At 44.6% G+C, this 13358-nt stretch carries 8 protein-coding genes; all 8 read right to left on the reverse strand.

Features of this window, described 5'->3' with window-relative positions; genetic code table 11:
* Positions 1-14: 14 nt before the first annotated feature.
* Complete coding sequence (gene rpsJ, locus BN1067_RS04185) at positions 15-323, reverse strand: 30S ribosomal protein S10 (protein WP_026569043.1); 309 nt, start codon at positions 321-323, stop codon at positions 15-17.
* Between the two features lie 605 nt (positions 324-928).
* Positions 929-2119: an elongation factor Tu gene (tuf, locus tag BN1067_RS04190; protein WP_053217618.1), complete on the reverse strand. Its 1191-nt coding sequence runs from the start codon at positions 2117-2119 to the stop codon at positions 929-931.
* Between the two features lie 129 nt (positions 2120-2248).
* Positions 2249-4327 (reverse strand): elongation factor G, encoded by a 2079-nt coding sequence (fusA, locus tag BN1067_RS04195; protein WP_053217619.1) that lies wholly within the window; start codon positions 4325-4327, stop codon positions 2249-2251.
* 36 nt (positions 4328-4363) lie between these two features.
* Positions 4364-4834: a 30S ribosomal protein S7 gene (gene rpsG / locus BN1067_RS04200; RefSeq protein ID WP_053217620.1), complete on the reverse strand. Its 471-nt coding sequence runs from the start codon at positions 4832-4834 to the stop codon at positions 4364-4366.
* A gap of 49 nt (positions 4835-4883) precedes the next feature.
* The gene (gene rpsL / locus BN1067_RS04205) at positions 4884-5297 is read right to left on the reverse strand and encodes a 30S ribosomal protein S12 (RefSeq protein ID WP_053217621.1); all 414 of its coding nucleotides are present in this window, start codon (positions 5295-5297) and stop codon (positions 4884-4886) included.
* A gap of 106 nt (positions 5298-5403) precedes the next feature.
* Positions 5404-5655 carry a 50S ribosomal protein L7ae-like protein gene (locus BN1067_RS04210; RefSeq protein WP_053217622.1) on the reverse strand — a complete coding sequence of 84 codons (252 nt, stop codon included), beginning with the start codon at positions 5653-5655 and terminating at the stop codon, positions 5404-5406.
* 180 nt (positions 5656-5835) lie between these two features.
* On the reverse strand, positions 5836-9447 hold the full coding sequence (gene rpoC, locus BN1067_RS04215; protein WP_053217623.1) for a DNA-directed RNA polymerase subunit beta': 3612 nt from the start codon (positions 9445-9447) through the stop codon (positions 5836-5838).
* A 69-nt stretch (positions 9448-9516) separates the two neighbouring features.
* The gene (rpoB, locus tag BN1067_RS04220; RefSeq protein ID WP_053217624.1) at positions 9517-13053 is read right to left on the reverse strand and encodes a DNA-directed RNA polymerase subunit beta; all 3537 of its coding nucleotides are present in this window, start codon (positions 13051-13053) and stop codon (positions 9517-9519) included.
* Between the last annotated feature and the right edge of the window lie 305 nt (positions 13054-13358).

The raw sequence follows: 13358 nt of genomic DNA on the forward strand, positions 1-13358 counted from the left end.
TATCTTTAAATTCTTTATAGTTTAATCTCAATGTCCACACCAGACGGCAGATCCAAACGCATTAGCGAGTCGACTGTTTGCGGTGTAGGACTTACAATATCGATAAGACGTTTATGTGTGCGCATTTCAAATTGCTCACGAGAATCTTTGTATTTGTGTACCGCACGAAGTACTGTGTACACGGATTTCTCTGTAGGTAGCGGAATTGGTCCGGATACGTTAGCACCAGAACGCTTCGCTGTGTCTACAATCTTCTCGGCAGATTGATCCAGGATACGGTGATCATACGCCTTTAAACGAATTCTAATCTTCTCTTTTGCCATTATTTTCCCTCCTTTTTTCGCCCATTTTATAATAGACATTCTCCGCGAAAATTCCTTGACACCCTCGCCATGGCAAAGGGGCCGGGTGTGTCAACAACCTTCCGCATCATCGCCTTTTATGACCAACATTACCTATTATATAGAATAATAGCGGTCATTGCAACCTTAAATATTAGGAAAGAACTTTTCAAAAAGATTGTGGAAACGAAACAGGGTTTCGATCCGTCCATACTGCTCTGAAAGTCTTTTCTACCAGCAGTCATCTCCACCTTTTATTCCAAGCTCCTTTAAGGCGCACATTTAACGGCACTTCCCGTATTATACAGGAGTTTCACCCCTGATTTCAAGGCTTTATGCATGATTTTTAGTGGTAATTAAATGAAAAAGGGTTAAGCGAAGAACATAATATCCCTAAAGGAATATTCCAGGGGTTTAACGCTCCATAGGGGGCTTACAAACAAGGTTATCGAATCGCTCCACTCACAACGTATGCTTGGCCAATAGCTTAAAAGCTCCTATATAAACACTTCCCTTTCAAACTCTCAACTAAATAAAAAAGCAGACAGCAATTGAAAGCTGTCTGCTTTATTTATGATCGCTCTACCTTATTTTTCGATAGTAGCAACAACGCCAGCGCCTACTGTACGGCCACCTTCACGAATAGAGAACTTCGTTCCGTCTTCGATAGCGATTGGAGAAATAAGCTCAACAGTCATTTCTACGTTATCGCCAGGCATAACCATTTCAACGCCTTCTGGAAGAGTGATAACACCAGTTACGTCAGTTGTACGGAAGTAGAACTGTGGACGGTAGTTACCGAAGAATGGAGTATGACGTCCACCTTCTTCTTTAGAAAGAACATAAACTTCTGCTTTGAAACGAGTGTGTGGAGTGATAGAGCCAGGCTTAGCAAGTACTTGACCACGGTTGATATCTTCACGAGACACACCACGTAGAAGTGCACCAATGTTGTCGCCAGCTTCTGCATAGTCAAGAAGCTTACGGAACATTTCAACACCAGTTACAGTTGTTTTAGCTGCTTCTTCTGCAAGACCGATGATTTCAACTTCGTCACCGACTTTAACTTGTCCGCGCTCAACACGGCCAGTAGCAACCGTACCACGACCAGTGATAGAGAATACGTCCTCAACTGGCATCATGAAAGGTTTTTCAGTGTCACGGTCTGGTCTAGGGATGTACTCATCAACAGCATCCATTAGCTCATAAATTTTGTTGGCATACTCTTCGTCGCCTTCAAGTGCTTTAAGAGCAGAACCTTTGATTACTGGTACATCGTCACCAGGGAAGTCATACTCGGAAAGAAGATCGCGAACTTCCATTTCTACCAATTCAAGAAGCTCTTCGTCGTCTACCATGTCTGTTTTGTTCAAGAACACAACGATTGCCGGTACACCAACCTGGCGGGAAAGAAGGATGTGTTCACGAGTTTGTGGCATTGGGCCGTCAGCTGCAGATACTACAAGAATAGCACCGTCCATTTGCGCAGCACCAGTGATCATGTTTTTAACGTAGTCAGCGTGACCTGGGCAGTCAACGTGAGCATAGTGACGGTTGTCAGTTTCGTACTCAACGTGAGAAGTTGCGATAGTGATTCCACGCTCTTTCTCTTCTGGAGCACCGTCGATTTGATCGTATGCCATTGCAGTACCAGAACCAGAACGATTGTGAAGTACTGTTGTGATAGCAGCAGTCAAAGTAGTTTTTCCGTGGTCAACGTGACCGATAGTACCAATATTAACGTGGTCTTTGGAGCGATCGAATTTTTCTTTACCCATTTATATTTCCTCCTTTAAGTAAGTAAAAGTGTTGATTTTATAATCAATGTATTTGCCGCTTAGAAACAACTAAGAAGTCGTTTCTAAGCTTACAATACAAGTTATACGCGATGAACAGAAAAAAATCAATTATTCACCAGCATTTTTCTTGATAATTTCTTCGGAAATGCTCTTTGGAACTTCTTCATAGTGGTCAAATGTCATCGTATATTGACCTCTTCCTTGTGTGTTGGAACGAAGAGATGTTGCATAACCGAACATTTCAGAAAGCGGTACGAAAGCATTGACAACTTGTGTATTACCACGAGAACCCATACCTTCGACACGTCCGCGTCTGGATGTTACATCTCCCATGATGTCTCCCATGTATTCTTCTGGAATGGTAACTTCGACTTTCATCATTGGTTCCAGAATAACTGGTTGACATTTGTTTTTAGCAGCCTTAAGCGCCATGGAAGCAGCAACTTTAAAGGCCATTTCGTTTGAGTCGACGTCATGGTAGCTTCCATCGAATAATGTCGCTTTAACGTCGATTAGCGGATATCCCGCCAATACTCCGTTTTCCATAGATTCCTTAATACCAGCTTCTACAGATGGAATGTATTCACGAGGAACGGTACCACCAACGATTTTGTTTTCAAATTCGAAACCGGCGCCTTCTTCGTTTGGTTCAAACTTGACCCAAACGTGGCCGTATTGACCTCTACCACCGGACTGTCTTACGAACTTACCTTCTACTTCAGCAGCAGCGCGGAAAGTTTCACGATAAGCAACCTGTGGCGCACCAACATTAGCTTCGACTTTGAATTCACGCTTCAAACGGTCAACAATGATATCAAGGTGAAGCTCACCCATACCAGAAATGATTGTTTGGCCGGTTTCAGCGTTAGTTTCGGTACGGAAAGTCGGATCTTCCTCGGCCAGTTTACCAAGCGCCACAGCCATTTTATCTTGGTCTGCTTTGGTCTTCGGTTCGATAGCTACATCGATAACCGGCTCAGGGAATTCCATTGATTCAAGGATTACGAGTGATTTTTCATCACATAGCGTATCCCCTGTACCTGTATCTTTCAAACCAACTGCTCCAGCGATATCGCCGGCATATACAGTTGAAATTTCTTCACGGGAGTTTGCGTGCATTTGCAGGATACGTCCTACACGCTCACGCTTATCCTTCGTAGAATTCCTTACGTAAGAGCCGGAGCTCAACGTGCCGGAATATACGCGGAAGAATGTCAGCTTACCGACATAAGGGTCTGTTGCGACCTTAAATGCCAATGCAGAGAATGGTTCGTTGTCATCCGCTTTACGAACGACCTGTTCTTCTGTTTGTGGTACATGTCCTTCAATTGGAGGTACATCTGTCGGAGCCGGCAAGTAGTCGATAACGCCGTCGATCAACAGCTGAACACCTTTGTTTTTGAAAGCAGAACCACAAAATACAGGGTAGAATTCTACACTTAACGTCGCAGTACGGACAGCAGCCTTAAGCTCTTCGTTAGAGATTTCTTCGCCTTCCAAGTACTTCATCATAAGTTCCTCGTCCAGCTCTGCTACTGCTTCTACTAGATTCGTGCGATATTCTTCAGCCTGCTCTTTGTATTCATCCGGAATCGGACGGGCTTCCGCACGAGTTCCCAAATCATCCAGGTAGAAATATGCTTCCATGGTGATCAAGTCGATAATTCCTTCGAAATTATCCTCTGCACCAATCGGCAATTGAACCGGATGAGCATTTGCTCCAAGGCGGTCGCCAAGTGTTCCAACGGAATAAAGGAAGTCTGCACCTATTTTATCCATTTTGTTTACAAATACAATACGCGGAACACCATAGGTTGTAGCCTGACGCCAAACAGTTTCCGTTTGCGGTTCTACACCAGATTGAGCATCAAGAACTGCTACAGAACCATCAAGTACACGCAAAGAACGTTCTACTTCAACTGTGAAGTCCACGTGTCCTGGTGTATCGATGATGTTGATACGGTGACCTTTCCATTGAGCAGTGGTCGCTGCGGATGTAATCGTGATACCGCGCTCTTGTTCCTGCTCCATCCAGTCCATTTGCGAAGCACCCTCGTGGGTTTCGCCAATTTTGTGGATACGTCCTGTGTAGAAAAGAATACGTTCGGTAGCAGTGGTTTTACCAGCATCGATGTGAGCCATGATACCGATATTACGAGTCTTTTCCAAGGAGAATTCTCTAGCCATGCATCTTTCTCCTTCCATGTAATGTTAGTTTTTAGATTACCAGCGGTAATGAGCGAATGCTTTGTTAGCTTCAGCCATTTTGTGCATATCTTCGCGTTTCTTAACAGATGCACCTGTGTTGTTGGAAGCATCAAGAATTTCATTTGCAAGGCGCTCTTCCATTGTTTTCTCACCGCGAAGACGGGCATAGTTAACAATGTAGCGAAGGCCTAATGCCTGACGACGTTCAGGGCGCACCTCTACAGGTACTTGGTAGTTAGAACCCCCTACACGACGCGCGCGCACTTCAAGTACTGGCATTACATTTTTCATTGCCTGTTCAAAAACTTCCATAGCGTCCTGGCCGCTGCGCTCTTGAACAAGTTCAAAAGCACTATAAAGAATCTTTTGAGCTTTTCCTCGTTGTCCATCAATCATGATTTGATTGATCAAACGAGTAACAAGCTTGGAATTGTGTAATGGATCTGGTAATACATCACGTTTTGCTACTGGTCCTTTACGTGGCATATGATTTCCTCCTTTCTGTTTATCTTTTTATCAATAAGCGATTCATGCATTATTTTTTCGGTCTCTTTGTACCATATTTGGAACGTCCTTGCGCACGGCCTTCTACTCCGGCTGTGTCCAGCGCTCCACGTACAATATGGTAACGTACCCCTGGCAAGTCTTTAACACGTCCTCCACGGATAAGCACAACACTGTGCTCTTGAAGGTTATGTCCGATACCAGGAATATAAGCAGTAACTTCAATACCGTTAGTCAAACGCACACGAGCGTATTTACGAAGTGCAGAGTTTGGTTTCTTCGGCGTCAAAGTACCAACACGAGTACATACCCCGCGTTTTTGCGGAGAAGATTGATCAGTCAAGCTTTTCTTGAAACTGTTGTAACCTTTGTTAAGTGCTGGTGAGTCGGATTTTTTTCCTTTGCTCACACGGCCTTTACGTACTAATTGATTAATTGTAGGCATTTGATTTTTCCTCCTTTCATCTTCATTCTGTAATACCACATATCCAGGTGGTTCATTTCAAGGCAAAAAACAAAGTTTTCGCGATTACCAACGATTCGCCAAAACTTTATTGCTTGATTGCCACAGTCGCTGTACCTACATCTATGCCACATGCTTCGCCGAGTCTCTTCTTTGAATCTACTCTGCTGCATGGGATGCTCAAATCTTTTGCAAGACGCGACACTTTCTCGGTTATTTGCAGATCAGCATCATCTGCAATAACTACTTCCCTTACTTCACCATTTTTCATGGCTTTCAATGTTTGCTTGGTTCCTATAATCAAACCAGTTTTAACCTGTGCCACTTTATCATAAGACATTAGCTATCCTCCAAAGTAACAAGGATAAACGGAAGCACCTCAAATATAGTATCATCCTGGAATTTTAATGTCAACTTAAAATAAAAGGATTTTTTATATAGAGGGAGGAAAACAGGCAGATTTTTCGAAATCTGCCGTTTCCTGTCTGCTTCCCTGCTATACCTTGTCTTTACAAAGTAATTAATGGGTTACTTCTTCTGCCTGCTGTAGATCAGCAGATTCATCAGCTTCTTCTAATTCAGCCTGGATTTTTCTGTATGTCGGCATGCCGGTACCAGCTGGTACAAGCTTACCGATAATGACGTTTTCTTTCAGGCCGAGCAATTCATCCCGTTTTCCTTTAATCGCAGCATCAGTCAGGACACGTGTTGTTTCCTGGAAGGATGCAGCAGATAAGAAGGAATCTGTTTCAAGAGACGCTTTCGTAATACCAAGAATGACTGGTCTGCCGACAGCCGGCTGCCGTCCTTCCAGTAATACATTTCGGTTGGCATCTCTGAACTGGTGGATTTCCAGCAATGAGCCTGGCAATACATCGGTATCTCCTGCATTTGAGACTCGGACTTTGCGGAGCATTTGACGAACCATTACTTCAACGTGTTTATCGCCAATTTCTACCCCTTGCATCCGATATACCTTTTGTACTTCTTTTAGCAAGTACTGTTGTACGCCATCAATACCTTGAACCTTCAGAAGCTCTTTCGGATCAACGGACCCTTCTGTCAGTTCCTGCCCGGCAATCACTTTATCTCCAACAGCCACTTTCAATCTCGCTCCATATGGTGAAGTGTATGTTTTACTTTCCACTTCGCCCTGAACGACGATTTCCTGCTTATCTTTAATTTCAGTGATATCCTGAATCGTTCCATTGATTTCACTGATGACTGCCTGCCCTTTAGGATTACGCGCTTCGAAAAGCTCCTGGATACGCGGAAGACCTTGTGTGATATCGTCTCCTGCTACACCGCCGGTATGGAAGGTACGCATTGTAAGCTGTGTACCTGGTTCACCGATGGATTGGGCAGCAATAATACCGACTGCTTCGCCGACTTCCACTTCGTCGCCGGTAGCAAGGTTTCTTCCGTAGCATTTTTTACAAGCGCCGTGCTTCGTGTTACATGTGAAGACGGAACGAATGGTTACTTGTTCAATGCCGGCATCCACAATCTGCTTGGCAGTGTCCTCTGAAATCACTTGGTTCTTGTCAACCAGCACTTCGTTGGTTTCCGGATGACGGACAACCTGGAAGGAAGTTCTTCCGATCAGGCGGTCGATCAATGGTTCAATCATTTCGGTACCTTCCGTAATAGATTGAACGGTTAATCCTTTATCTGTTCCACAGTCTTCTTCACGGATAATGACATCTTGGGCTACGTCGACAAGTCGTCTTGTCAGGTAACCAGAGTCAGCTGTCTTCAGAGCCGTATCGGCAAGACCTTTACGTGCTCCGTGAGTGGAAATAAAGTATTCGAGTACCGTCAATCCCTCGCGGAAGCTGGATTTAATCGGCAATTCAATAATTCGTCCAGCCGGGTTGGCCATTAGTCCACGCATACCAGCAAGCTGGGTAAAGTTTGAAGCATTACCACGAGCTCCGGAATCACTCATCATGAATATCGGGTTACGTGGATTCAAGGACTTCATCAGCTTCTCTTGAATGGTGTCTTTCGCTTGTGACCAAATCGAGATAACACGATCGTAACGTTCTTCTTCAGTGATTAGACCACGACGGAACTGTTTCAATACTTTGTCTACCCTGCTTTGGGCTTCGTCAAGTATTTCTTCTTTTTCAGCAAGCACGACAATGTCGGAAACACCAACTGTGATTCCTGCTTTTGTAGAATAGCTGAATCCTAGATCCTTCATGCGGTCAAGCATTTTAGATGTTTCACTGATTTTGAACCGTTTAAATACTTCAGCGATGATATCACCCAATATTCCTTTCTTGAATGGAGGAATAATCTCACGCTCGGCAATAATTTCTTTTACATTTGCACCTTTATCTACAAAGTACTTCTCTGGAGTGCGGAGCTCCAGGTTTTCCTGCGTAGGTTCGTTCATATAAGGGAACGAATTAGGCAGCATGTTATTGAAAATCAATTTACCGACTGTAGTGATAATCAACTTGCTTTTCTGCTCTTCGCTGAACGTTTCATTGTCCAATGAAGCGGCACTTACAGCGATTCGCGTATGCAAATGGACATAACCGTTCTGATAGGCAATTAAGGCTTCATTAAGATCCCTGAAGATCATGCCTTCGCCCACTGCGTTTTCCCGTTCCAAGGTAATGTAATAGTTACCAAGCACCATGTCCTGGGAAGGCGTAACGACTGGCTTACCGTCTTTTGGATTCAAAATATTTTGGGCAGCAAGCATCAAAATACGAGCTTCCGCTTGTGCTTCTGCAGATAATGGAACGTGAACAGCCATCTGGTCACCGTCGAAGTCAGCGTTATAAGCTGTACATACGAGCGGATGGAGCCTGATCGCCCTGCCCTCAACCAAGGTTGGTTCAAAGGCCTGGATTCCAAGTCTATGCAGTGTTGGTGCCCGGTTCAACAGTACTGGATGTTCTTTAATGACTTCCTCCAGGACGTCCCAAACTTCCGGATGCAAACGTTCAATTTTCCGCTTCGCCGATTTGATGTTATGGGCAAGCCCTTTTTCGACGAGTTCTTTCATGATGAACGGCTTGAATAATTCGACAGCCATTTCTTTCGGAAGTCCACATTGATACATTTTCAAGTGCGGGCCAACGACAATTACGGAACGTCCGGAGTAATCCACACGTTTCCCAAGCAAGTTCTGACGGAAACGTCCTTGCTTCCCTTTTAACATATGGGAAAGAGACTTAAGCGGACGGTTTCCTGGTCCTGTAACAGGACGGCCTCGTCGTCCATTGTCAATCAACGCGTCTACAGCTTCTTGAAGCATGCGCTTTTCATTTTGAACAATAATGCTTGGCGCTCCTAAATCAAGCAGTCGCTTCAAGCGGTTGTTCCGGTTGATTACCCGGCGGTAAAGGTCGTTCAAATCAGAAGTCGCGAAACGTCCCCCGTCAAGTTGAACCATCGGTCGTAATTCCGGCGGGATAATCGGCAATACATCCAAGATCATCCAAGAAGGATCGTTTCCGGAATTGCGGAATGCCTCCAAGACTTCCAAACGCTTAATAGCTCTTGTCCGTCTTTGGCCTTGAGCCGCCTTCAATTCTTCCTTCAGCAGGTCTACTTCTTTATCCAAATCAATGTCTTGCAGAAGTTTGCGGATTGCTTCCGCGCCCATTTGCGCCTGGAAGGATTGCCCGTACTTATCCCGATAAGCTCGGTATTCCTTCTCGGAAAGCAATTGCTTTTTCTCCAATGCCGTATCACCGGCATCTGTGACAATGTATGCAGCAAAGTAAATAACTTCTTCCAAAGCTCTTGGAGACATATCCATTACAAGACCCATACGGCTTGGGATTCCTTTGAAATACCAGATGTGAGAAACAGGGGCAGCTAACTCAATGTGCCCCATTCGCTCACGGCGGACTTTCGCTTTAGTAACTTCAACGCCGCATCGGTCACAAACTACCCCTTTATAGCGGACGCGTTTATATTTACCGCAATGACATTCCCAGTCTTTCTGCGGACCAAAGATTCTTTCACAAAACAATCCATCTTTCTCTGGCTTCAGTGTTCGATAATTGATGGTTTCCGGTTTTTTTACTTCACCAAAAGACCAGGATCGAATTTTATCAGGTGAAGCCAAACCTATTTTCATAAATTCGAAATTATTTACATCTAGCAAGGGGCCTACCTCCCTTTTAGTATCCAGCTTTTAACCTAAAGCACAGACTGAATGAACATATAGTTGAGATTAGCTTTCTTCAACTTCAATATTCAGGTTATCTGCTGATTGACTGTCATCTTCTTCAATGTCCCTAAGCTCTATTTCTTCCTCATCTGCGGAAAGCATCTTCACGTCCATGCCAAGACTTTGCAATTCTTTAATCAACACTTTGAATGATTCAGGAATTCCTGGTTCTGGTACATTGTCGCCTTTTACGATGGCTTCGTACGTTTTCACACGTCCTACGACATCATCGGATTTCACCGTCAGGATTTCCTGCAATGTATAGGCAGCACCATAAGCTTCCAGTGCCCATACTTCCATCTCACCAAAACGCTGGCCACCAAACTGAGCTTTACCACCCAGCGGCTGCTGCGTTACAAGTGAATAAGGACCAGTAGAACGGGCATGCAGTTTATCATCTACCATATGGGCCAGTTTGATCATATACATGACCCCGACGGAAACCCGGTTATCGAACGGTTCACCTGTACGTCCATCATACAAGATGGTCTTCGCATCCCTTGGCATTCCAGCCTCTTCAAGTGTTTCCCATACATCTTCTTCCCTTGCACCATCGAAAACAGGTGTAGCTACATGAAGGCCAAGCTGTCTTGCCGCCATGCCCAAATGCAATTCCAGTACCTGTCCGATATTCATACGGGAAGGAACCCCTAGTGGGTTAAGCATGATATCGATCGGCGTTCCGTCTGGAAGGAACGGCATATCTTCTTCTGGCAAGATTTTAGAGATAACACCTTTGTTACCGTGACGTCCTGCCATTTTGTCCCCTTCATGGATTTTACGCTTCTGGACGATATACACACGTACAAGCTGGTTTACGCCTGGAGGAAGCTCATCGCCGTCTTCACGATTGAAAATCTTCACATCTAGTACAATACCGCCAGCACCGTGTGGAACTCGCAAGGAAGTATCTCGGACTTCACGAGCTTTTTCTCCAAAGATTGCATGGAGCAAGCGCTCCTCAGCAGACAATTCCGTTACCCCTTTAGGTGTAACCTTACCTACCAGCAAGTCGCCATCTTCGACTTCTGCACCAACACGGATAATCCCTCTTTCATCAAGGTCGCGAAGTGCGTCCTCTCCCACGTTCGGGATATCACGCGTGATTTCTTCCGGTCCTAGTTTCGTATCGCGCGCTTCCGATTCGTATTCTTCAATATGAATCGAAGTATATACATCATCTTTAACCAGACGCTCACTCATGATGATGGCGTCCTCGTAGTTGTAACCTTCCCAAGTCATAAAGCCGACTAGAACGTTACGTCCAAGAGCAAGCTCTCCATCTTCCATGGAAGGCCCATCACCAAGCACTTCACCTTTTGTGACATGGTCACCGACGCTTACAATTGGTTTCTGGTTGTAACAAGTACCTTGGTTGGAACGGATGAATTTCTGTAAACGGTAGCGATCCAAATCGCCTTCCACTCGTTTTCCATCCACTTCGGAAATACGTCGCACGTGGATTTCTTTTGCTTCCACCCGTTCAACAATTCCCTCGTGCTTACAAATGACAGCTGCTCCGGAATCTTTTCCGTTCACATACTCCATTCCAGTTCCGACCCTTGGCGCTTCCGGTTGCATCAACGGAACAGCCTGACGCTGCATGTTCGCACCCATCAACGCACGGTTGGAGTCATCGTTCTCCAAGAAAGGAATACATGCTGTTGCAGCAGATACTACCTGTTTTGGAGATACGTCCATATAATCAATCCGGTCACGAGGCACTGCCGTGTTTTCTCCGCGGAACCGGGCGATAACTTCTTCATCGGTGAACGACCAGTCTTCATTCAAACGAGCGTTCGCCTGTGCTACGACATAGTTGTCTTCTTCATCAGCAGTAAGGTAATCAATATGTTCCGTTACCCTGCCTGTTTCTATATCAACACGCCGGTAAGGCGTTTCAATAAAGCCAAACTTATTTACCTTTGCATAAGAAGATAAGGAGTTGATTAGCCCGATGTTCGGACCTTCCGGCGTTTCAATCGGACACATACGTCCATAGTGAGAATAGTGAACGTCACGGACTTCCATTCCGGCACGTTCCCTGGTCAAACCACCTGGTCCCAAAGCAGAAAGACGACGTTTATGTGTCAGCTCTGCCAACGGATTTGTTTGATCCATAAATTGAGAAAGCTGAGAACTTCCGAAAAATTCTTTAATGGAAGCAATAACAGGTCTTATATTAATCAATTGCTGCGGAGTAATGGAAGAAGTGTCCTGGATGGACATACGTTCCCGAACCACTCGTTCCATTCGTGATAAACCGATTCTGAATTGATTCTGTAAAAGTTCCCCAACAGAACGCAATCTGCGGTTCCCAAGGTGGTCGATGTCATCGGTGCCGCCAACTTGATGGAGCAGATTGAAGAAATAACTAATAGCCGCCAGAATATCAGCAGGCGCAATATTCTTCACACTGTCGTCCACGTTGCCGTTCCCGATTACGTTCAACGTTCTTTCGCCTTCAGGGTCCGTTGGATCAACAATTTTAATCGATTGAATTTTAATTGCATCTTCCAGGACACCTTCGTGAGGCTCTAGAATCTGGTCGCCAATATTTTCATCTGTTCCTTCCAAATAAGGAAGCAGCTTATCAAGTAGTCTGCGATCAATGGTATCGCCTTTTTGCGCTAACACCTCACCAGTTTCCTGATCAACGAGGGTTTCAGCAAGCACTTGGTTAAATAGACGGTTTTTAATATGAAGCTTCTTGTTCATTTTGTAACGGCCTACGTGTGCAAGGTCATATCTTTTCGGATCAAAGAATCTGGATACGAGCAAACTTTTGGCATTATCGACTGTCGGTGGTTCTCCTGGACGCAGTCGTTCATATATTTCAAGCAAAGCTTTTTCGCTATTTTCTGTGTTGTCTTTCTCTAAGGTGTTCTTTAAGTATTCGTTGTCGCCAAGCAAATCAATGATCTCTTGATCAGTCCCAAAACCGAGTGCACGCAAAAGAACCGTAATCGGTAGCTTTCTTGTACGGTCGATACGAACATGGACAACGTCCTTAGCGTCAGTTTCAAACTCAAGCCAGGCTCCACGGTTCGGGATAACAGTAGCTGTATAACCCTTTTTTCCGTTTTTGTCATGTTTTTCACTATAATATACACTTGGTGAACGAACTAACTGGGAAACAATTACCCGTTCGGCACCATTGATTACAAAGGTACCAGTATCGGTCATCAACGGGAAATCTCCCATGAATACTTCCTGCTCTTTTACTTCGCCAGTTTCATTGTTAAGCAACCGAACTTTAACACGAAGAGGAGCGTTGTACGTAACATCTCTTTCTTTCGATTCATCGACAGGATATTTTGGTTCACCCAAGCTGTAATCCACAAATTCCAATGATAAATTCCCTGTGAAATCTTCAATTGGAGAGATGTCCTGGAACATTTCACGCAAACCTTCTTCCAAAAACCAATCATAGGAAGCAGTTTGTATCTCGATAAGGTTTGGCAATTCTAGTACTTCACTAATACGTGCATAACTTCTGCGCTGGCGGTGTCGTCCATACTGAACTAGTTGACCTGTCAACTGATTCACCCCTCAAATCAAGAATTAGAAAAAACACTGCCCGCCGTCAAGACTGCCGACAAAAAACCACTATATAACCATTGCCACCTCGAGACAGCAATGCTTATAATATAAAATACTAGTGTTTTGTCTAGCTTAAAGGCGAAGCGATTCCTGCACTATACACCCCTCTTGTTCAGCAGCAAAAAAACAAGCATTTGGTGATAAGCGCAAAATTGTCCGGTAAACATACCGAACAAACTTGTGAAGCAGAAAACAACCGTTCACAAGATTTTTATTGAGTCATCCACAGCAAGCGGATGTTG

It is taken from the genome of Virgibacillus senegalensis (genome assembly GCF_000821245.2).
Classification (GTDB): Bacteria; Bacillota; Bacilli; order Bacillales; family Amphibacillaceae; genus Sediminibacillus; species Sediminibacillus senegalensis.